The organism is Actinomadura sp. GC306 (assembly GCF_004348665.1).
Taxonomy (GTDB): domain Bacteria; phylum Actinomycetota; class Actinomycetes; order Streptosporangiales; family Streptosporangiaceae; genus Spirillospora.
Genome location: NZ_SMKM01000010.1, coordinates 1 through 20,496, shown reverse-complemented (window position 1 = coordinate 20,496; position 20,496 = coordinate 1). Strand labels below are relative to the sequence as shown.

Genomic DNA, 20,496 nt, shown 5'->3' with positions numbered 1-20,496 from the left:
CGGTGGACCCGCAGGTCCAAGCTGACCGGCGACGGGCGTGGAACGGGGCGGGGAGCGGGCCGCGGCGCGGGGCCCCGGGCGGGCGTCCGGCGGGCATGGAAGAAGCCGCCGCCACACGCTCGGGGGTACGCGTGGCGGCGGCTCCCACAACCACATCGTGGCACGCAAATGCCGCGTTACGGGGTCAGTCCGGCCACTTCCCGGACTCGTTTGGATAACGTGACCCAGCGGTCATCTCATGCAACCGGACGCGCAGTTCCTCGACGTCGGGAGTGCGCACGAAGTCGTTGCCGCGGACGGCCCACCAGTGGCCGGACCCGCCCCGCCCGATCCGCCAGCCGGTGAACTCGGCCGACAGCTCGCCGAGCCGGTCGGCGACATGCCACGCGGTCTGCTGAGTGCCCATCGGCCTCGCCCCTTCCCTTCGCCCTGCGCTGGCCCGCCCCCGACTTCGCACGGTGCCCTACCCCGGCGGGTACGCGGCTACCCAACCCTTTGTACCTACGCCTCTGACCGGTTCGTCACCTCTTCGTGCCGGGTTCGTCAGGCTCCCGCCGCCGACGCCGGAGCGGGCAGCCAGATGTCGCGATAACGTGCCCATTCGTCGGGCCTGGTCGTCCAGGCCGCGTACACGCCGACGCCGTACGGGCGCGCCGGTGGCCGCTCCAGGTCATCGATCCCCCGGCGGACGCCGCGCAGCGCGACCGGCAGCGTCTCCGCCCACTCCACCAGGGGGCGGTAGGTCGGGACGCCCATGATCACGGTCGTGCGGTCGCCGATGAGCTCCAGCGTCGCGCGGGTGTGCCGGGCGAAGTGCCACCCGGTCAGCGACTGCGTGGGCAGCGACACGTCGTAGGTCATGATCGCGACCTGGTCGGCGCGGTCCGCGACCCGGCGCAGGAAGTCCGCGGTCGGGCGGGCCGGGTAGCGGACCGGCCCCGTCCGCGGGATGAGCGCCCTGTAGACGGGCTGGGCCGCGTCCACGAGCGTCAGCTGCTCCAGCGCCACCGACAGCAGCCTCCCCCGCGAGCGGGTGAGTTCGCGGGTGCGGTCCATGAGGGTCAGGAACGCCTCGTCGTCGGGGTAGATGGGCTCGAAGTCGTAGTGGATGCCGTCGAACCCGAGGTCGAGGAACGCCTCGTCGGTCTCGAGGACCCGCTCGCGGACGGCCGGGTCGTCCAGATCGATGACGCCCTCGCCGTCCACCACCCGGATCTGCCCCAGGTACGCCTGGGCGCGGACGCCCGGCGCGTGATCCCGCATCGCCTCGATGAGGTCGCGGGCGTAGCGGTACTTGGCGGGCGGCACCGTTCCGTCCGCCTCGAACGGTCCCGTGTGGAAGTACACGTCGGTGATCCGGTTCTGCTTCAGCAGGTCCGCGAACGCGCGGTACTCCGCGTCCGTGTGCGGCTCCCCCACCCACTGGTGCCGCGCCCACAGCGCGTTCGTCCCGGTGCCCCGGGCCTCCGGTTCCTGCTGCCACCACACCCAGGACCCGGCGAGCACGAGGGCGGCGAGCCCCAGCGCGTAGGCCGCGGCCCAGCCCGCCCACCGGAGAGTCCGGCCCAGTACGACACGCCCCTTTTGCCTCATCGCGTCATGATCTCGGATCAGCGGGACGGCCGGGGCACCTCCGGCGGAGTCCGGCGCACCCGCGTCCGCTGGGTGAGGGCCACGCAGACCAGGACGGCGACGGCGGCGAGCGCGGTGACGGCGTCGATCCGCTCGAACAGGAAGATCCCCGACCACAGCAGCGTCAGCACCGGCTGGGCGAGCTGCATCTGGCTGGCGCGGGCGATCCCGGCCCTGGCCAGGCCCTCGTACCAGGCGAAGAAGCCGAGGTAGGCGGAGAACGCCGCGACGTACCCGAAGCCGAGCGCGGCGCGTCCCGTCCAGTCGGGGCCGGTCGTCGCCAGCAGCCATCCGGTCAGGGGGACGGTGACGGGCGCGCAGAGCACGAGCGCCCAGGAGATGACGCGCCAGCCGGGCATGTCCCGGGCCAGCCGGCCGCCCTCGGCGTAGCCGATCGCGGCGGCGGCCAGGGCCGCGAACAGCAGCAGGTCGGCGGTGGTGAGACGGCCGGCGCCGCGCAGCAGGCCGAAACCGGTGACGCAGGCCGCCCCCGCCGCGCAGGCGAGCCAGAAGGCGCCGGACGGCCGCTCGCCCGCCCGCAGGACACCGCACACGGCGGTGGCGGCGGGCAGCAGCCCGATCACCACGGCCGCGTGGGAGGCCGGGGCGCCGTGGTCGAGCGCGAGCGTGCTCAGCACGGGGAACCCGAAGACCACGCCCGCGCCGGCGACCGCGAGCCCCGCCCACTGCCCGCGCCGCGGCGGCCCGGCTCCGGCCACGACCAGCGCCAGGCCCGCGAGGACGCTCGCCGCGGCCGCGCGGCCGATGCCGACGAGGTACGGGTCGAGGCCCTCCAGCGCGAAGACCGTGCCGGGCAGGGTGAAGGAGAAGACCAGGACGCCGAGGAAGGCGAGCCAGAGGCCGGGCCCGGGAACGGGGTCCGCCACCGATATCGGCTGGGGGGCAGTAGCGCTATCCTTGGTTCTCATGAAAAACGATAGCAGTGTGGCGGTGCTCGCCGACGCACTGCGGGCCGAGCTCCGCCGGCTGGCCCCGGGCGACCGCCTGCCGTCGAGCCGGGCGCTCGTCGAGCGGCACCGGGTCAGCCCGGTGACGGTGTCGCGCGCCCTCGGCCTGCTCGCCGCGGAGGGCCTGATCGTGACCCGTCCCGGCAGCGGCGCGTTCGCCGCCGGCCGTCCCGCGCCCGCCGCCGAGCCGGCCGACCTCGGCTGGCAGGCGGTTGCGCTCGGCGACCGCTCGGTCGACTCGGCCGGAGTCTCCTGGCTCCTCACCCCGGCACCGGACGGCGTGATCGCGCTCAGCGGCGGCTACCTGGCCCCCGCGCTCCAGCCGGTCCGCGCGCTGGCCACGGCGGCGGCGCGGGCGGCCCGGCGCCCGGACGCCTGGGAGGTGCCGGACACCCGCGGGGTCCCCGGGCTGCGCGCCTGGTTCGCCCGGACGGCCGGCGGCGCCGTCTCCCCCGGCGAGGTGCTCATCACCGGCGGCGGGCAGCAGGCGCTGTCGACCGTGCTGCGCGCGCTGCTGCCGCCGGGGGCGCCGCTGCTCGCGGAGTCGCCGACCTACCTCGGCGTCCTCGCCGTCGCGCGGGCGGCCGGGCTGCACCCCGTCCCGGTGCCGGGGGACGCGGACGGCGTGCGGCCCGGCCTGCTCGCCGAGGCGTTCGCGATGAGCGGGGCGCGGGCGTTCTACTGCCAGCCCGCCTTCCAGAACCCGACCGGCGCGGTGCTGGCCGCCGGCCGGCGCGCGCAGGTCCTCGACGTGGCCCGCGCGGCGGGCGCGTTCGTGATCGAGGACGACTACGCGCGGCACCTCGGCATCACCGCGCCCCCGCCGCCGCTGGCCGCGCAGGACGCCGAGGGCCGCGTCGTGCACATCGCGTCGCTGACCAAGGCCACCGCGCCGGGCCTGCGGGTCGCGGCGGTGATCGCGCGGGGCCCGGTCGCCGAGCGGATCCGGGCCGCGCAGCTCGTCGGGGAGTTCTTCCCCGCCAGGCCGCTGCAGGAGACGCTGCTGGAACTCGTCAGCTCGCCGGGCTGGCCGCGGCACTTGCGGTCCGTCCGCGCCGCGCTGCGGACGCGCCGGGACGCGGCCCTCGCCGCGCTGGCCCGCGAGCTGCCGGAGCTGCGGGTGAACCGCCCGTCCGGCGGCCTGCACCTGTGGGCGCGGCTGCCGGACGGCACGGACGACACCGCGCTGGCGGAGGCCGCGCTGCGGGCCGGGGTGCTGGTCAGCGCGGGACGCCCCTTCTTCCCCGCCGAGGCTTCCGCCCCGCATCTGCGGATCAGCTACGGGACGGCGGCCTCGGAGGCGGAGCTGGTGGAGGGGGTCCGCCGCCTCGCGGGCGTGCTGCGTTCCTAGGGCGCCGCACCCGGCGTTCCCCGCCGCGAGTTCGTCACGCCTCGATGCAGAAGCAGAACTCGTTGCCCTCCGGGTCTCGCCAGACGCGGAAGGACGCCGCGGGGTCGCCCAGCGGCTCCGCGGCCGGAGTCGCGCCGAGCGCCGCTGCGCGCTCCCCCGCAGCCTCGACGTCGGGTACCTCCAGATCCAGGTGGATGCGGTTCTTCTTCGTCTTGCGCTCGGGGACGCGCTGGAACGACAGGACCGGCCCGTTCCCGCCGAGCGGTTCCAGATCGAGCCAGTCGTCGGCCACCTCCGTCGTCTCCATGCCGAGCAGCCCGCCCCAGAACGCGGCCATGGCCGCCAGGTCGGAGCAGTCGATGACGAGGTTGGTCACCTTCGGGGCGGCGCCGCTCATCGGGCACCGCCCGCCCGCGCGGCCGCCCGCGCGCAGTGGAGTTCAGGCCCGCGCGCGCGGCGCTCCGGGCGCAGCGCGCCGAGCCGCTCGCGGAGCAGCGCGCGCCGGCGGGCGGCGCGTTCGGCGGAGCGGGCGCGGGCGATGAGGCGCGCCTCGACGATGTCGGCCGTGAGGCGGGCGTACTCGCGCCCGGCCGCCTCGTGCCGCAGCGCCAGCACGGCCATGTACGGCAGCTCGTTCATGGTCTCTCCGTTCGTGGACACCATCTAAACGGTAACGGTGGTGTCGAAGAACCGCAACCGGTCAAAGCCGAATACCGGTGTTGCCGGTTGATAGACTGCGCGGGGACAGGCAGGAGGGGTGATGACCGGCGCCGACGACGACCCCGCGCTGCTGCTGCGGGACTTCGTCAACACCTACGACGTCGAGCCCGGCAGGGAGGACCTCCCGACCCCCGAGCGGCTCGCCGCGTGGCTGGCCGGGCACCGGCTCGTCCCCGGCGGCACCGCGGCCACCGAGGCCGACCTGGCGGCCGCGGTCGCGCTGCGCGAGGGCCTGCGCGAGGCCATGGCCGCCCACCACTCGCGCCGCGACCCCGACCTCCCGGAGGAGCTGGAGGACGCCCTGGCCGCGCTGCCCCTGCGGCTCACCCTCGCGGGTCCGCGGCCGGAACTCATCCCGCTCGACCCGCCCGCGACCGCCGCCGCCGGCCTGGCCCGCATCGCCGCCGCGGTCACCGGCGCGGCCGCCGCCGGAACCTGGCCGCGGCTCAAGGTCTGCCAGGAGTCCACCTGCCGCTGGGCGTTCCTGGACACGTCCAAGAACCGGTCCCGCGCCTGGTGCTCCATGAGCACCTGCGGCAACCGCACCAAGACCCGCGCCTACCGCGCGCGGCGCCGTCCACCGGCCGGATGACCCGCGCCGCTCGCTAGGGTGGGCGGAGACTTCCGCAGGAGAGGACGGGCGACGCCATGGCCGATGCCGGAGTGCGGCCCGCGCGGCGGGCGGACGCCGCCGCCGTCGCCGACATCCAGGTGCGCGCCTGGCGGCAGGGCTACCGCGACCTGCTCCCGGCGGGCGTCCTCGACCGCGTCACGGGGCCCGAGGCGGCCGAGGCGTGGCGCGACCGGTGGGCGGAGGCGGCGACCGCCCCGCCGACCCCCCGGCACCGGCTGCTGGTCGCGGTCGCGTCCGACCTCGTCGTCGGGTTCGCCGCCCACGGCCCCGCCGAGGACCCCGACCTCGATCCCGCCGCCACCGCCGAGCTGATCACCCTGCTGGTCGACCCGATGCACGCCCGCGCCGGGCACGGCAGCCGGCTGCTCGCCGCCACCGCCGACCTGCTGCGCGAGGACGGCTTCGGCGTCCTGACCACCTGGGCTTTCGAGGCCGACGAGGTGACCCGGACGTTCCTCGCCTCCGCCGGCTGGGCGCCCGACGGCGCGTCCCGGACCCTCGACATGGGGGAACCGGTCCGCCAGATCCGGCTGCACACCGACATCGGCGGCGGGGAGGACGACTTCGGCAGGGGTCGGTGAGAGGCACCGGTGACCCGGCCATATCTTTGAAGCCGTGCCCGAATCCACTTCCCTGAAGCCGCCGCGCGTCCCGATGGCCCCACCCGCCTCGGGCCGCCGCCGCTGGATGGGCATGGTGGTCATCAGCCTGGGCGTCTCCCTCATCGTCGTGGACGCCACGATCGTCGGCGTGCTGCTGCCCAGGATCATCACCGACCTGAGGCTCACGACCACGGACGCCGAGTGGGTCACCTCGGTGTACGCGCTGGTGTTCGCGGCGCTGCTGATCCCGTTCGGCCGGGCCGGCGACCTGTTCGGCCGCCGCCGGCTGTTCATCGCCGGCATGGCCGTGTTCACCGTCGCGAGCGTCGCCGCCGCACGCGCGGGCGACGGCTCGGCGCTGATCGCCGCGCGGGCCCTGCAGGGCGTCGGCGCCTCCATGATCCTCCCGGCAACGCTGTCGACGGTGAACTCGGTGTTCACCGGCCGGGAGCGCGCCGTCGCGTTCGGGATCTGGGGATCGGTGATCAGCGGGATGGCCGCGCTCGGGCCGCTGGCCGGCGGTGCCCTCGCCAGCGCCGGCGGCTGGCGCTGGGCGTTCGGGGTCAACCTCCCGCTGGGCGTCGCGCTGATCGCCGCGGCGCTCGTCCTGATGCCGGAGACGCGGGCGGCGCGCGCGGGCGGTGCCCGGCGCGACATCGACTGGCCCGGCGGCGTGCTGTCGGCGCTCGGGCTCGGCGCGCTCGTGTGCGGGATCATCGAGGGCCAGGCGTACGGGTGGTGGACCGCGACGCGGCCGTTCTCGATGGCCGGGCTCGAATGGCCGGCCGGCGGGCTGTCGCCCGTCCCGGTCGTCCTCGCCCTGTCCGCCGTGCTGATCGCGGCGCTGATCGTCGTGGAGCGCTCCCGGGCGGCCGCGGGACGCGCCGTCATGCTCGACCTGGAGCTGTTCCGCATCCCCAACTTCCGGCACGGGAACCTCGCGTCGGCCCTCATCAACGTCGGAGAGCTCGGGCTGCTGTTCGTCCTGCCGCTGTTCCTGCTGGGCGTGCACGGCACGAGCCCGCTGCAGATCAGCGTGGCGATCCTGCCGCTCGCCGGGGGCGCGTTCCTCGCCGGCGGGTTCGCCGGCAGGCTCGCCAACCGGCACGGCCCGCACCGGATCGTGCAGGCCGGCATGGTGCTGGAGGTCGCCGCCGTCCTCGCGCTCGCCCTCACGGTGACCGCGACCACCGGCGGACTCGGGCTCGCGCCGTGGATGCTGCTGTACGGCTTCGGGCTCGGCCTCACCTCTGCGCAGCTGACGAACGTGTCGCTCGCGGACGTCCCGCCGGAGCAGTCGGGGCAGGCGTCCGGCACGCAGTCCACGGCCCGGCAGGTCGGCGCGGCCATCGGCATCGCCGCGATCGGGACGGTGTTCGCGACCAGCCTCGGGCACACGATGACCGACCGGCTGGCCGGCTCCGACCTTCCGCCGGAACGGCAGGCCGCCATCGCCCACGACCTGCGGGAGAGCGCCGGGACCTCCGGCCGCGACCTGCACGCCGCCCCCGGGATGGCCGCCGCGGCCCGCGCCGCGGACGAGAGCCTCGCCGCCGCCACCCGGCACGCCGCGCTCACCACGGCGGCGATCCTCGCGCTCGGACTCGCCATGTCGCTGCGGCTGCGCCCCAGCGGTGATCATCGGGGAGAATCGAAGCGCTAGTCCCCCTGTCGTCCCACGAGAACGAGCGGTAACTGTGGCCACGCTCTCCCAATGGGTCGCCGGTTCCCGGCCCCGCACCCTGCCCGCGTCCCTGGTCCCCGTCGTCGTCGGCACCGGCGTCGCCGCCGGGGAGGGGCAGGCCGTCTGGTGGCGCGCCCTGCTCGCCGGGTTCGTCGCCCTCGTGCTGCAGATCGGGGTGAACTACTCCAACGACTACAGCGACGGCGTCCGCGGCACCGACGAGGACCGCGTCGGCCCGCTCCGGCTCGTCGGGTCGAAGGCGGCGCCGCCGAAGCAGGTCCTCGGCGCCGCGCTCGGCAGCTTCCTCGCCGCCGCCGTCGCCGGCCTCGTGCTCGCCGCCGTGACGACCTGGTGGCTGCTGCTGATCGGCGCGTTCGCGATCCTCGCGGCCTGGTTCTACACCGGCGGCGGCAACCCGTACGGCTACCGGGCGCTCGGCGAGGTGTCGGTCTTCGTCTTCTTCGGCCTCGTCGCCGTCGTCGGGACGGTGTACGTGCAGGTCGAAGCGGTGCCGTGGATCGCGTGGGCGGCGGCGGTGCCGATCGGGCTGCTGGCGTGCGGGCTGCTCGTCGCCAACAACCTGCGCGACATCCCCACCGACCGCGAGTCGGGCAAGCGGACCCTCGCCGTCCTCCTCGGCGACCCCTGGACCCGGATCCTGTACGCGGCGTGCACCGCGCTGCCGTTCATGTTCGTGCTGGCCATGGCGGCACCGCGCCCGTGGGTGCTGATCACCCTGCTCGCGGCGCCGCTCTCGCTGCCGCCGACGCAGAAGGTGCTGGGCGGCGCGACCGGCGCGGACCTCGTCCCCGTCCTGGGCGAGACCGGACGCCTCCAGATCGCCTACGGCGTCCTGCTGGCCGTCGGCCTGGCGCTCTGAGACCGCGAACGGGCCGCGCCGCCGGCCGGGCTACCCCCAGTCGATCTCGGGCAGGCCCGCGTCGACCAGGGCCTTGTTGACGGCGCTGAACGGGCGCGTCCCGAAGAACTTCTTGGCGCTGAGCGGGCTCGGGTGCGCCGACTCGATCACCGTGTGGTGCGCCCCGGTGACCAGCCGCGCCTTCTTGCGCGCGTAGGCGCCCCAGAGCACGAACACCACGCGGTCGGACTTGTCGTTCAGCGCCCGGATCGCGGCGTCGGTGAAGTCCTCCCAGCCCTTGCCGGCGTGCGAACCCGCCTCGCCGCCGCGGACGGTCAGCACCGCGTTCAGCAGCAGCACGCCCTGGTCGGCCCACCGGGTCAGGTCGCCGGACTTCGCCACCGGCACGTCGAGGTCGGTGGCCAGCTCCTTGTAGATGTTGCGCAGCGACGGAGGCAGCCGCACCCCCTCGCGCACGCTGAAGCTGAGCCCGTGCGCCTGGCCGGGGCCGTGGTAGGGGTCCTGCCCGAGGATGAGGACGCGGGCGTCGTCGTACGAGCAGTGCCGGAACGCGCTGAACAGGTCGTCCCGCGGCGGGTAGACGGTCTGCGCCTCGTACTCCCCCGCGACGAACGCGCCCAGCGCGGCGGTGGCGAGCGGGTCGAGCAGCGGGTCGAGCCGCCGCCGCCAGTCACCGGGCAGCATCTCCAGCAGGTCGAGGGACATCGTCGGGCCTCCGCGGACGTGGTCTTCGGTTGCCGGAAACACTAGTGCGGGCCACTGACACGCCAGGCCGAATCCCGCGTCCCCGGGGGCACCGACCGTAGGATGAGGCCATATGCCCGATTCCCCCCGTCGGCGGCGTCTCCGCGCGTCCACCGCGCTCCTCCCCCTGGTCCTCCCCATGCTCTGCGCGGGCTGCGGCGGCTCCTCCGGGCCGCCGACGCTCACCGTCCTCGCGACCGCGTCGCTGAAGGAGGTGTTCGGGGAGATGGAGACGGCCTACCGCCACGCGCATCCCGGTTCCCGGCTGAGGTTCGAGTTCGGCGCCCTGCCCGAGATGGCGGACCGGCTGTCCGGCCACGACCGGGGCGACGTCCTGGTCACCGCGGACATCGCCAGCCTGGAGGAGGCCGACGACCACCTGGCGGGACCCGGCCGCGTCGTCGCCCACAACTCGCTCACCATCGCCGTCGCCCCCGGCAACCCCTACCGCATCCGCGGCCTGCACGACCTCGCCCGGCCGAGGCTGCGGGTGGTGGTCGGCGCCGAGAGCGTCCCGGCGGGCCGCTACACGCGCCAGGTACTCGCGAAGGCGGGCGTGACCGTCCGGTCCAGCTCGAAGGTGATCAGCGCGCGGGCCGTCCTCGACCGGGTGCGGGGCGGCGAGGCCGACGCGGGCATCGTCTACATCACCGACTTGCGCTCGGCGGGCATCGCCGCGAGCAGCGTCCCGATCCCGGCGGACCAGAACGTCACCGCGTCCTTCGCCGCCGCGACCGTCCGGGACACCGAGCACAAGAAGGAGGCGGACGCGTTCGTGATCTGGCTGACCGACCCCGCCGCCCGCGCCGTCTTCCACAAACACGGCTTCCAACTCCCCGGGCGCCATCACTGATTCCGAGTACGCTGACTACACACGGTCTCTACACTGACGGGAGCCGAGCGTGATGGAGGAATCACCCAAAGTGCGCACACTTGCCACTGTTCACCACCACCGCGAGCTCCCCGACACCCCCTACAACCTCTGGATGCGGGACGAGCTCGCCGACGTACTGGATCTCCCCCACGACGGCACCCGAGTCGAGATCGTCGGTGGGGAGATCATCGTGTCACCAGGGCCTGACATGGCTCACAACTTCATCGTCCAGGACATCTCGGACGCCGTCGCCGCGGCGCGCGCCCGGGATGCGACGTTCCGGTGGCGCTGCATCGCGACCCAGGACGTCAATCTGAGCGACATCCACGACGGCTACATCCCGGATCTCTGCATCCTCGACAGCGAAGTCGCCGCGCAGACTCGACGGGCGCAGCTCAAGAAGGCCCTCCCCGAGCATCTGCAGCTCATCCTGGAAGTGACCTCGCCCAGTACCGTGTCCGACGACCGACTGCCGGGCAAGAAGCGGTTCCAGCCGACCAAGTGGAACGGCTACGCCCGCGTGGGAATCCCCTACTACCTCCTGGTCGACCGTGATCCGCGGGTGGCGCGGACGACGCTGTTCACCGAGCCCGACACCGCCGCCGGGGAGTACCGGGAGTCGGTGAGCTGGGAGTTCGGGGAGCCCGTCAAGCTGCCCGAGCCGTTCGGCCTGGAGATCCCCACGGACGAATGGGAGCCGTGGCAGCGGACCTGATGACCTGCTGACACCGCGGGCGGTCTAAGCGCGGTCGAGGCGAGGTAGACCGATCGGGTTGGGGAAGGGCATCTCGTTCGCCAGCGCCGCCGCCGCCGGGGCGAGTGCGTCGCGGAGCGCCTCGGGTGCGTCGAGGACGTCGTACGGGGCTGCGGCGAGTTCGTCGGTCAGGTGCTCGATGCGGGCTCTCAGCGCCTTCCCCTCCTCGGTGGCCCGGCCGTCCGCGAGGAGGCCGCGCTCGGTCAGCACGCCGGCCGCCGCGTCCCACTCCTCCGCCGACCAGCCGCGGCTCTCCCGCAGCCACTCCCCGGAGACCGTCCCGACCGCGGACGCCAGGACGTTCGCCTCCAGGCCGCTGAACCCTTCCGCGACGAGGAGGGCGACGTGCCCGTCGCCGCGGTGCTCCCGCAGCGCCGTCGCCGCCTGCCAGAGCGCCTCCACCGGGTCGCCGGGGACGGGCAGGTCCCGGTTGGCGGCGAAGAGCGCGCGGCCTCCGGCGTCCGCCGCCAGCACGACCTCGTGCAGCCGCGGTGCGACGTCCGCCGCCACGTCCTCGATGCCGGGGAAGGCCCTGCGCATCGCGCGGGCCGCGGCCTCGCCGCGCACCGCCAGGATGCGCTCCGGCGGCGCGAACGACCACGCGTCCGGGACGGCCCGCCGCACCCGCGCCGGGTGGAAACCGAAGAACGTCGCCTCGATCGTCCCGGCGGACACGGCCCCGAGGGGCGCGCCCCGGCTGCCGAAGTAGCCCATCCAGTAGCCCTTGAGGCCGGCCTCCCGGTTCGCCGTCCGGCACTCCTCCGAGAAGTACGTCACCGCGTGGAGCGGTTCGAGGACCTTCCACATGTCCCGCGCGAGCTTGGCGTCCATCCGGCGAACGCTAAGCCCAGGGCGGCCTGCGCACAAGGCCGCCGTCAGGCGGCGGGGATCGCGGAGGGGCGGGGCATGGCCTTCAGGGCTTCCAGGATTCGCGTCGGCGGAGCCGCGTGGACGACGGGGTCGATCGGGTCGCCCGGGTAGGCGAGGCGGTGCTCGGAGGCGGAGAACTGGACGTCGATCCCGGGCTTGTTGCCCCGCGGGTCGAGGTAGACCCATCGGTCGTCGACCAGGACGGCGGTGAGGCCGTGGAGGATTCCGCCGGACTCCTGGTAGCACAGGCCCGCCTGGATGCCGCCCGCGCGCAGGAGGGCGACGTAGGCGTGCGACTTGGCGTAGCAAAGTCCGGTGCGCTGGTCCAGGACGTCGGAGGCGCGCCAGGGGACGCGGGGGTCGTCGCCGTCCATGGAGTGGACGACCTGGTCCCGGACGTGGTCGAAGGCCGCGTGCGCGTAGGCGATGTCGTCGCCGGTGCGCAGGTCCGCGGCGACCGACTGGACGAGCGGGTGCTCGATGTCGATCGCCTCGGACGCGGCGAGGTAGTCCCAGGGGTCGCCGGCGAAGTCCATCAGAGGCCGAGGAGCGTCTCGATGCCGAGGGTGAGGCGGTCGAGCTCCGGGACCTTGCGCACGGCGAGCAGGACGCCCGGCATGAACGACTCGCGGTCCATCGCGTCGTGCCGGATGGTGAAGATCTCGCCGTGGCCGCCGAGGACGACCTCCTGGTGGGCGACGGCGCCGGAGAGCCGGACGGCGTGCACGCGGATGCCGTCCACGTCGGCGCCGCGGGCGCCCGCGACCTCGGAGGTCGTGGCGTCCGGGGGCGGGGGCGTGCCGGCCTCGGCGCGGGCGGCGGCGACCAGTTCGGCGGTGCGGTAGGCGGTGCCGGACGGGGCGTCGACCTTGTTCGGGTGGTGCGTCTCGACGATCTCGACGGAGTCGAAGAACGGGGCCGCCTTCTGCGCGAAGTGCATCATCAGCACCGCGCCGATGCCGAAGTTCGGGGCGATCAGCACGTTGCCCGCCGATTCGTCGGTCAGCCAGGACCGGACGGTGTCGAGGCGGGACGGGTCGAACCCGCTGGTGCCGACGACGGCGTGCAGGCCGTGCTCGACGCACCACTTGAGGTTGTCCATGACGACGCCGGGGTGGGTGAAGTCGACGACGACCTCGGCGGCGGTCAGCGCGTCGAGCGCGTCGCCCTCGTCGACGGCGGCGACGAGCTCCATGTCGTCGGCCCCCTGCACCGCGCGGCAGACCTCGGCGCCCATCCGGCCCCGCGCCCCCAGCACCCCGACTTTGCTCACGTGTTCCTCCTGGTTCGCGTCCCGCCCGAGCCTATCGTCAGAAGCGCTTTCCCAGCTCGCGCGCTTCGGCGTGCGCGGCGCGGCGGCCGGTCTCGGGGTCGGCCGCGGCGAGGTTCGGGCGGAACGCGACGGTGCCGATGTCGGTGATCCCCGCCCAGCGCAGCCAGCCCTCCAGGAACGGCGCCTGGTGGTCGGCGCCGAAGGCGGGCGGGCGGCCGTCGCCGTACACCGCGCTGGTGTAGACGACGGCGGCCTTCTTGCCGCGCAGCAGCCCCGTGTACCCGGCCTCGGGGTCGAACGCGAACACCCATCCGGGCTGGGACACGACGTCGATGAACTGCTTCAGGACGTACGGGACGCTCGTGTTCCACATCGGGACGCTGAACAGGTAGCGGTCGTAGGAGTCGAAGCGCTCGAAGACCCCGCGGGCGGCGCGCCAGGCGGCGGCCTGCTCCCCCGCGGGGTCCGCGCCGGCGAAGACGGCCATCTTGGCGCCGGCCCCCGCGGGGCCGAACGCGGGCAGGGTGCCGTCCCACAGGTCGAAGTGGTCGACGACGTCGCCGTGGACCTCGCGGTAGGCGTCCGCGAACGTCCCGGCGATCGCCAGCGACTCGGACGCGCCGCCCCGGGGCGAGGCGGAGATGTGCAGCAGGCGTGACATGAGGATCCCTCCCGGAAGATATGCGGACTAGAGTCCGCTACTTCCCGGAGATTAGCGGACCTCAGTCCGCTTGGCAATCAGTCGTCGTCCGAGACGAACAGGTTGAGCAGCCAGCCCACGACGCCGACGATGATCGCCCCCCAGAACGCGGGCCAGAACCAGTCGACGTGGAACGGGAGGTCCAGCTCGCCGGCGAGCCAGCTCGTCAGCATCAGCAGCGCCGCGTTCACCACCAGGGCGAACAGGCCGAGGGTCAGCACGTAGAACGCGCAGCCCAGCACCTTGATGACCGGCTTGAGCACCGCGTTGACGACGCCGAAGATCGCGGCGACCGCGAGCAGCGTCAGCACCCGCTCCGCCGTGCCGCCGGCGGTCAGCTCGACCCCGTCCACGACCATCTCGGCCACCCACAGGGCGACCGCGGAGATGACAAGCCTGATGAGGATCTTCATCCACCGGAACCTACCGGCCCGTAGGCCGCCCGTACACCGCCACCCCGCGCCGGGCCGGCCCGCTGCCAGGGCCCGCCGAGAAGAAAAGGCTAGAAACCGTCCCCGACCGGGCCGATCACCGTAAGCGCCTGGGGACCGGCGAGGACCTCGCCGGCCACGGCGCGGACGTCGTCCGGCGTGACGGCCTCGATGCGGGCCAGCACCTCGTCCACGGGCAGCAGCGACTCGTACACCAGCTCGCTCTTGCCGATGCGGCTCATCCGGGAACCGGTGTCCTCCAGGCCGAGGACCATCGCGCCGCGCAACTGCCCCTTGCCGCGTTCGAGCTCCTCATCGCCGAGGCCCTCCGCGGCGGCCTTGGCGACCTCGTCGCGGCAGATCGACAGGACCTCCTCGGCCTTCGCGGGCTGGCAGCCCGCGTAGACGCCGAAGATCCCGGAGTCGGCGTACTGGGCCGTGTAGCTGTAGACCGAGTAGGCGAGGCCGCGCTTCTCGCGGATCTCCTGGAACAGGCGGGACGACATCCCGCCGCCCAGCGCCGCGTTCAGCACCCCCAGCGCGAACCGGCGGTCGTCGGTGCGGGACACCCCGGCGCCGCCGAGGATGATGTGCGCCTGCTCGGTGTCCTTGTCGATCACCACGCTGCGCGGCTCGACGGCGGCGGGCGCGCCGTCCACCCGGGGCGCCGCGGGCCGGGCGTCGCCGGTCAGGCGCCCCTCGAACGCGCGGGACACCAGCCGGACGACCTCGTCGTGGTCGATGTTGCCCGCCACCGACACCACCAGGTTCGGCGGGACGTAGTGCTCCCGGTAGTAGCCGTGGATCCGGTCCCGGGACAGCGTGTTGATCGACTCCTCGGTGCCGAGGATCGGGCGCCCGAGCGGGGTGTCGCCGTACAGCGCGGTCGCGAACTCGTCGTGGATCAGGTCGCCCGGATCGTCGTCGCGCATGTGGATCTCTTCGAGGATCACCCCCCGCTCGGCCTCGACGTCCTCCGGGCGGTTCACCGACGCCGCCACCATGTCGGAGACGACGTCCACGGCGAGGGGGAGGTCGGCGTCCAGGACCCGCGCGTAGTAGCAGGTGTACTCCTTGGAGGTGAACGCGTTGAGGTCGCCGCCGACCGCGTCGATCGCCGCGGAGATCTCCAGCGCCGACCGCCGCCGGGTGCCCTTGAACAGGACGTGCTCCAGGTAGTGGCTCGCGCCGGCGTCGGCGGGCGCCTCGTCGCGGGAGCCGACCGCCGACCAGATGCCGAACGCGGCGGACCGCACCGTCGGCATCGTCTCGGTGATGACGCGCAGCCCCCCGGGCAGGACGGTGCGGCGCACCGTGCCGGCGCCCTCGCCGTGGATCGTGATGGTGGTGCCGGGCTCCTGCGCCCGCGCGGGCAGGGTCACGTGTCGCTCACATTCCGTCGTCGGGGAACGAACCGGCCGGGCACCCGCGCGGGTGCCCGGCCGGTCTCGAGCACGGTCAGGAGTTGCGCTGGCCGCCGTCGTCGCCGCGGCGGGTGCGGCGGCGGCGCGGACGGCGGTCGCCGTCGTCGCCGCCGCGGCGCTCACCGGACTCGTCGCCCGCCGGCGCGCCGGACGCGGCGGGCGCGGCACCGCCGTCGGCCGCGCCGCCGTTCTCGGCCTCCTTCTCGATGACCTCGACCGGCACCAGCGACAGCTTGCCGCGCTGGTCGATCTCGGTCACCTCGACCTGGATCTTCTCGCCGACGCCCATCACGTCCTCGACGTTCTCGATCCGGGCGCCGCCGTGCAGCTTGCGGATCTGCGAGACGTGCAGCAGGCCGTCCTTGCCGGGCAGCAGCGACACGAACGCGCCGAACGTGGTGGTCTTGACGACGGTGCCGAGGAACCGCTCGCCGACCTCCGGCATGTGCGGGTTGGCGATCGAGTTGATCGCCTGCCGCGCGGCCTCGGCGGACGGGCCGTCGGTCGCCCCGACGTAGATCGTGCCGTCGTCCTCGATCGTGATGTCGGCGCCGGTGTCGTCCTGGATCGAGTTGATCATCTTGCCCTTGGGGCCGATGACCTCGCCGATCTTGTCGACCGGGACCTTGATGGTGATGATCCGCGGCGCGTTCGGGCTCATCTCGGCGGGCGCCTCGATGGCCTCCTGCATGACGTCCAGGATCGCCAGCCGGGCGCCCTTGGCCTGCCGCAGCGCGGCGGCCAGCACCGAGGCGGGGATGCCGTCGAGCTTGGTGTCGAGCTGCAGCGCGGTGATCAGGTCGCGGGTGCCGGCGACCTTGAAGTCCATGTCGCCGAACGCGTCCTCGGCGCCGAGGATGTCGGTGAGGGTGACGTACTCGCCGCCCTCGTGGATCAGGCCCATCGCGATGCCCGCCACCATCTGCTTGAGCGGGACGCCCGCGTCCAGCAGCGACATCGTGGACGCGCACACCGACCCCATCGAGGTGGAGCCGTTGGACCCGAGCGCCTCCGACACCTGCCGGATCGCGTACGGGAACTCCTCGCGCGTCGGCAGCACCGGCAGCAGCGCCCGCTCGGCGAGCGCGCCGTGCCCGATCTCGCGGCGCTTCGGCGAGCCGACGCGGCCGGTCTCCCCGGTGGAGTACGGCGGGAAGTTGTAGTTGTGCATGTAGCGCTTGGTGCGCTCGGGGTTCAGCGTGTCGATCATCTGCTCCATGCGGAGCATGTTCAGCGTGGTGACGCCCAGGATCTGGGTCTCGCCGCGCTCGAAGATCGCCGAACCGTGCACCCGCGGGACGACGTGCGCCTCAGCGGTCAGCTGGCGGATGTCCTTCGGCCCGCGGCCGTCGATGCGCAGCCCGTCGCGGACGACCCGCTCGCGGACCAGCTTCTTGGTGAGGGCGCGGTAGGCGGCGGAGATCTCCTTCTCGCGCCCCTCGAACCGCTCGGCGAGCTGCTCGGCCGCGGCGGCCTTGAGCTCGTCGAGCCGGGCCTCGCGCTCCTGCTTGCCGGCGATGGTCAGCGCCTGCGCGAGGTCTCCGCTGACTGCCTCGGTGACGGCGTCGAGCACGTCGTCCTGGTAGTCCAGGAAGATCGGGTACTCGGCGGTCTCCTTGGCCGCGACGGCCGCGAGGTCGCTCTGCGCCTTGCACAGGACCTTGATGAACGGCTTGGCCGCCTCCAGGCCCTCGGCGATGGTCTCCTCGGTCGGGGCGGTCGCGCCGTCGCCGACGAGCCTCAGCGTCTCGCGGGTGGACTCCGCCTCGACCATCATGATCGCGACGTCGCCGTCCGCGAGGACCCGGCCGGCCACCACCATGTCGAAGGTGGCGCGCTCCAGCTCGGGGTGGGTGGGGAAGCCGACCCACTGGCCCTCGATCAGCGCGACGCGGACGCCGCCGATCGGGCCGGAGAACGGCAGCCCGGCCAGCTGCGTGGACAGCGACGCGGCGTTGATCGCCACCACGTCGTACAGGTGGTCCGGGTGCAGCGCCATGATCGTCTCGACGACCTGGATCTCGTTGCGCAAGCCCTTGGCGAACGACGGGCGCAGCGGCCGGTCGATCAGCCGGCAGGTGAGGATCGCGTCCTCGGACGGGCGGCCCTCGCGGCGGAAGAACGAGCCGGGAATGCGGCCGGCCGCGTACATCCGCTCCTCGACGTCGACCGTCAGGGGGAAGAAGTCCAGGTTCTCCTTGGGCTTCTTGGACGCGGTCGTCGCCGACAGCACCATCGTCTCGTCGTCGAGGTAGGCGACGGCGGAACCGGCGGCCTGGCGGGCCACCCGGCCCGTCTCGAACCGGATAGTGCGGGTGCCGAAGCTGCCGTTGTCGATGACGGCCTCGGTGGTCTGCGCACCGTCGATGCGCACGGCTTCTGTCACGGGAAACCTCCTGGGTTCCTTGTCGGTCCTCGCGGCCGTTTCCCGTTGGTTTCACACGCTGCCGGTCTTCGATCGAAGCATCCGGATCGAGATCTCGCCGATGCGGCGGAGGACGGATCCGGAAGCCACTACCGAGGACCGGCCCGCACCAGCGGTGTCCGCGAGGCTTGTCTGCAGTTTTCCGGCCCGCCCGCGGCTACGCGGCCCCGGGCGGCCGGGGCGCCGGGTGCCGGCCCGTACGGCCGGGCCCCGGCATAAACGAAGGGAGTGGCCCGGCGGGCCACTCCCTCACCCGTCTAGCGGCGCAGGCCGAGGCGTTCGATCAGCTGCCGGTAGCGGTTGATGTCCTTGTTCGCGAGGTACTTCAGGAGGCGGCGACGACGGCCGACCAGCAGCAGGAGGCCGCGGCGGCTGTGGTGGTCGTGCTTGTGCTCCTTGAGGTGCTCGGTCAGATCGTTGATGCGGCGCGTCAGCAGCGCGACCTGGACCTCCGGCGATCCGGTGTCACCCTCAGTGGTCGCGTACTCGGCAATGATCTTGTTCTTCGTGGCGGTGTCGAGCGACACGTGGCTCCTTCGATGAAATCGTCACCCGCAGATCCGGGCCCGATGGGCGTGCGGGTCCGCATGGTGCGTGTTAAGAGGGTGGCGGGCCGCATGAGGGTGCAGCCAGCCGCGCCGGGGCCCTTCCCGGCGACTATTCACCGTACCATGTTGGTTTGCAAGACCGGCCCACTGCGCTCGCCTGGCGGCTCGCTCCGTGACCGGTCTTGGGCGGGCGCGAATCGCTTCGCGATCTTCCCGGTGGGGCTCGCCTTCGGCTTCGCCCCACCGGTCAGGTCGCGCGCCCGGTGACCGCTCAGGTCTCCGCTTCGGCAGCGGAAGTTCGGGCCTGCTCAGGACGTGAGTTCGCGGATCTTGGCTACGTCTCGGTGCATTTGGTCTACGAGGGCCTCTACCGAGTCGAACTTCAGGGTGTCGCGGGTGCGGGCGGTGAAGTCCACGGCCATGTGCTCGCCGTAGAGGTCCAGGTCGTCGCGGTCCAGGGCGTACGCCTCGACGGTGCGCTCGACGCCCTCGAACGTCGGGTTGGTGCCGATGGAGATCGCGGCCGGCCAGCGGAAGTCCGGGTAGCGGCCGGAGTCGCAGACCAGCCAGCCGGCGTAGACGCCGTCCGCGGGGATCGCGGTCTGCGGCGGCGTCTCCAGGTTGGCCGTGGGGAAGCCGAGCGCGCGGCCCCGCTGGTGGCCGCGCACGACGATGCCCTCGACGCGGTGCGGGCGGCCGAGGGCGCGCGCCGCCGCCTCGACGTCGCCCGCTTCGAGGCTGCCGCGGATGTAGGTGGAGGAGATCGTGTCGTCGTTGGCGACCAGCGGCATTCCCTCGGCGGTGAAGTCGTACTTGTCGCCGAGTTCCCGCAGCAGCGCGACGTCCCCTTTGGCCTTGTGCCCGAACCGGAAGTCCTCACCGACGATCACGTGGGCCGCGTGGAGGCGCTCCACCAGGACCGACTGGACGAAGTCGTCCGGGGCCATCTTCGACAGTTCGAGGGTGAACGGGACCACCACGACGGCGTCGGCGCCGAGGCCCTCCAGCAGTTCGACGCGGCGCCGGGTGCCGGCGAGCAGCGGCGGGTGGGTGCCGGGGCGGACGACCTCGTCGGGGTGCGGGTCGAAGGTGATGACCACCGAGCGCAGGCCGCGGCGGCGCGCCTCCGCCACGGCGGTGCCGACGATCCGCTGGTGCCCGCGGTGCACCCCGTCGAACACACCGATCGTGATCACTGAACGGCCCCAGTCTGCGGGAACCTCGTCGAGGCCATTCCAGCGCCGCACCATTCTCTCCCTGCGTAGGACGTGCCTGCCCGGTCTCTGCTGTCGTCCTAAGGGTGCCATGCGCGGGCGGACACCGTCGCATCCAGGGGTCCCCGGCGTCAGCCCGACTGGTAGACGATCAGCGACACCGCGATGTACTGCAGGACGTACGCCGCGAGCGTGCAGGCGTGGAAGACCTCGTGGAACCCGAACCAGTTCGGCGAGGGGTCGGGGCGGCGCAGCCCGTACACCACTCCCCCGGCGCTGTAGCAGATCCCGCCGGCGGCGACCATGAGGCAGGCGAGGACGCCCGCGCCCGACAGGAACTGCGGCAGGAAGAGGACCGCCACCCAGCCCAGGCCGATGTAGAGCGTCACGTAGAGGGCGCGGGGGGCGTCGACCCACAGCGTCCGGAAGAGGACGCCCGCGACGGCTCCCGTCCAGACGATGACCAGGACGGCGACGCGCACGCCGCCCTCCAGCGCGAGGACCGCGAACGGCGTGTAGGTCCCGGCGATGATCAGGTAGATGTTGGCGTGGTCGAAGCGGCGCAGGATCTCGATGATCCGGTGCGACGTCTGCCGGTGGTAGGTGCCCGAGATCCCGAACAGCATCGCCGAGGTCGCCACGTACACCGCCGACGCCACCCGCGCCTGGAGGCTCGGGCCGAGCGCGACGAGCACGAGCCCGGCGACCAGCACCGCGGGGAACGCGCCGATGTGCAGCCAGCCCCGCAGCCGCGGGCGGGTGGGGGAC

Annotated in this window: 23 protein-coding genes; 7 read left to right on the top strand and 16 right to left on the bottom strand. The window is 73.3% G+C overall.

Annotation, left to right across the window (positions count from 1 at the left end; genetic code table 11):
- Nucleotides 1-184 precede the first annotated feature (184 nt).
- The 3 genes from E1200_RS02900 to E1200_RS02890 all read right to left on the bottom strand — a co-directional run bounded on the left by E1200_RS02900 (nt 185) and on the right by E1200_RS02890 (nt 2,519).
- On the bottom strand, nt 185-406 hold the full coding sequence (locus E1200_RS02900; RefSeq protein WP_131950191.1) for a hypothetical protein: 222 nt from the start codon (nt 404-406) through the stop codon (nt 185-187).
- Between the two features lie 137 nt (nt 407-543).
- Complete coding sequence (locus E1200_RS02895) at nt 544-1,593, bottom strand: hypothetical protein (RefSeq protein ID WP_243708306.1); 1,050 nt, start codon at nt 1,591-1,593, stop codon at nt 544-546.
- Between the two features lie 17 nt (nt 1,594-1,610).
- Complete coding sequence (locus tag E1200_RS02890) at nt 1,611-2,519, bottom strand: DMT family transporter (RefSeq protein WP_243708305.1); 909 nt, start codon at nt 2,517-2,519, stop codon at nt 1,611-1,613.
- A gap of 40 nt (nt 2,520-2,559) precedes the next feature.
- Between E1200_RS02890 and E1200_RS02885 the strand changes: the two genes are divergently transcribed.
- Complete coding sequence (locus tag E1200_RS02885) at nt 2,560-3,951, top strand: PLP-dependent aminotransferase family protein (RefSeq protein ID WP_131950189.1); 1,392 nt, start codon at nt 2,560-2,562, stop codon at nt 3,949-3,951.
- A gap of 34 nt (nt 3,952-3,985) precedes the next feature.
- On the opposite strand, the gene E1200_RS02880 is transcribed toward E1200_RS02885, so the two are convergent.
- Both E1200_RS02880 and E1200_RS02875 read right to left on the bottom strand, forming a co-directional pair.
- Nucleotides 3,986-4,348 carry a VOC family protein gene (locus E1200_RS02880; protein ID WP_131950188.1) on the bottom strand — a complete coding sequence of 121 codons (363 nt, stop codon included), beginning with the start codon at nt 4,346-4,348 and terminating at the stop codon, nt 3,986-3,988.
- Nucleotides 4,345-4,611 carry a hypothetical protein gene (locus tag E1200_RS02875; protein ID WP_165950178.1) on the bottom strand — a complete coding sequence of 89 codons (267 nt, stop codon included), beginning with the start codon at nt 4,609-4,611 and terminating at the stop codon, nt 4,345-4,347. Before E1200_RS02875 ends, E1200_RS02880 begins: the two co-directional genes overlap by 4 nt.
- A 100-nt stretch (nt 4,612-4,711) precedes the next feature.
- On the opposite strand from E1200_RS02875, the gene E1200_RS02870 reads away from it, so the two are divergent.
- Genes E1200_RS02870 through E1200_RS02855 form a run of 4 tightly spaced genes read left to right on the top strand, consistent with a single transcriptional unit; the run spans nt 4,712 to nt 8,471 of the window.
- Entirely contained in the window at nt 4,712-5,263 is a 552-nt protein-coding gene (locus E1200_RS02870) for a CGNR zinc finger domain-containing protein (RefSeq protein WP_131950186.1), read from the top strand.
- A gap of 56 nt (nt 5,264-5,319) precedes the next feature.
- Nucleotides 5,320-5,886, top strand: coding sequence for a GNAT family N-acetyltransferase (locus E1200_RS02865; protein ID WP_131950185.1), 567 nt, complete (start codon nt 5,320-5,322; stop codon nt 5,884-5,886).
- Between the two features lie 34 nt (nt 5,887-5,920).
- Nucleotides 5,921-7,570, top strand: a complete 1,650-nt coding sequence (locus E1200_RS02860; RefSeq protein ID WP_243708304.1) for an MFS transporter — start codon at nt 5,921-5,923, stop codon at nt 7,568-7,570.
- A 34-nt stretch (nt 7,571-7,604) separates the two neighbouring features.
- Nucleotides 7,605-8,471: a 1,4-dihydroxy-2-naphthoate polyprenyltransferase gene (locus tag E1200_RS02855; RefSeq protein ID WP_131950184.1), complete on the top strand. Its 867-nt coding sequence runs from the start codon at nt 7,605-7,607 to the stop codon at nt 8,469-8,471.
- Between the two features lie 30 nt (nt 8,472-8,501).
- Here the strand turns inward: E1200_RS02855 and E1200_RS02850 are convergent, their stop codons facing one another.
- Nucleotides 8,502-9,176, bottom strand: coding sequence for a uracil-DNA glycosylase (locus E1200_RS02850; protein ID WP_131950183.1), 675 nt, complete (start codon nt 9,174-9,176; stop codon nt 8,502-8,504).
- 112 nt (nt 9,177-9,288) lie between these two features.
- On the opposite strand from E1200_RS02850, the gene modA reads away from it, so the two are divergent.
- Together modA and E1200_RS02840 are read left to right on the top strand one after the other, a co-directional pair.
- Nucleotides 9,289-10,068: a molybdate ABC transporter substrate-binding protein gene (modA, locus tag E1200_RS02845; protein WP_131950182.1), complete on the top strand. Its 780-nt coding sequence runs from the start codon at nt 9,289-9,291 to the stop codon at nt 10,066-10,068.
- 70 nt (nt 10,069-10,138) lie between these two features.
- Nucleotides 10,139-10,804, top strand: a complete 666-nt coding sequence (locus E1200_RS02840) for a Uma2 family endonuclease (protein ID WP_165950177.1) — start codon at nt 10,139-10,141, stop codon at nt 10,802-10,804.
- A gap of 24 nt (nt 10,805-10,828) precedes the next feature.
- Here the strand turns inward: E1200_RS02840 and E1200_RS02835 are convergent, their stop codons facing one another.
- The 10 genes from E1200_RS02835 to E1200_RS02790 all read right to left on the bottom strand — a co-directional run bounded on the left by E1200_RS02835 (nt 10,829) and on the right by E1200_RS02790 (nt 20,477).
- Nucleotides 10,829-11,674 (bottom strand): hypothetical protein, encoded by an 846-nt coding sequence (locus tag E1200_RS02835; RefSeq protein ID WP_131950180.1) that lies wholly within the window; start codon nt 11,672-11,674, stop codon nt 10,829-10,831.
- A 44-nt stretch (nt 11,675-11,718) separates the two neighbouring features.
- Complete coding sequence (locus E1200_RS02830; protein ID WP_131950179.1) at nt 11,719-12,249, bottom strand: transglutaminase family protein; 531 nt, start codon at nt 12,247-12,249, stop codon at nt 11,719-11,721.
- Nucleotides 12,249-12,986, bottom strand: a complete 738-nt coding sequence (gene dapB / locus E1200_RS02825; protein WP_131950178.1) for a 4-hydroxy-tetrahydrodipicolinate reductase — start codon at nt 12,984-12,986, stop codon at nt 12,249-12,251. Before dapB ends, E1200_RS02830 begins: the two co-directional genes overlap by 1 nt.
- Before the next feature lie 37 nt (nt 12,987-13,023).
- A complete protein-coding gene (locus tag E1200_RS02820) occupies nt 13,024-13,647 on the bottom strand; it encodes an NAD(P)H-dependent oxidoreductase (RefSeq protein WP_131950177.1) in 624 nt (207 codons plus the stop codon).
- A gap of 77 nt (nt 13,648-13,724) precedes the next feature.
- Nucleotides 13,725-14,099, bottom strand: a complete 375-nt coding sequence (locus E1200_RS02815) for a phage holin family protein (RefSeq protein WP_131950176.1) — start codon at nt 14,097-14,099, stop codon at nt 13,725-13,727.
- A gap of 89 nt (nt 14,100-14,188) precedes the next feature.
- Nucleotides 14,189-15,499: a pitrilysin family protein gene (locus E1200_RS02810; protein WP_131950175.1), complete on the bottom strand. Its 1,311-nt coding sequence runs from the start codon at nt 15,497-15,499 to the stop codon at nt 14,189-14,191.
- Nucleotides 15,500-15,575: 76 nt separating this feature from the next.
- A complete protein-coding gene (locus tag E1200_RS02805; RefSeq protein WP_131950215.1) occupies nt 15,576-17,909 on the bottom strand; it encodes a polyribonucleotide nucleotidyltransferase in 2,334 nt (777 codons plus the stop codon).
- 314 nt (nt 17,910-18,223) lie between these two features.
- Nucleotides 18,224-18,493: a 30S ribosomal protein S15 gene (gene rpsO / locus E1200_RS02800; RefSeq protein WP_030164035.1), complete on the bottom strand. Its 270-nt coding sequence runs from the start codon at nt 18,491-18,493 to the stop codon at nt 18,224-18,226.
- A gap of 329 nt (nt 18,494-18,822) precedes the next feature.
- Nucleotides 18,823-19,761 (bottom strand): bifunctional riboflavin kinase/FAD synthetase, encoded by a 939-nt coding sequence (locus tag E1200_RS02795; RefSeq protein ID WP_131950174.1) that lies wholly within the window; start codon nt 19,759-19,761, stop codon nt 18,823-18,825.
- A 98-nt stretch (nt 19,762-19,859) separates the two neighbouring features.
- The gene (locus E1200_RS02790; protein ID WP_131950214.1) at nt 19,860-20,477 is read right to left on the bottom strand and encodes a hemolysin III family protein; all 618 of its coding nucleotides are present in this window, start codon (nt 20,475-20,477) and stop codon (nt 19,860-19,862) included.
- Between the last annotated feature and the right edge of the window lie 19 nt (nt 20,478-20,496).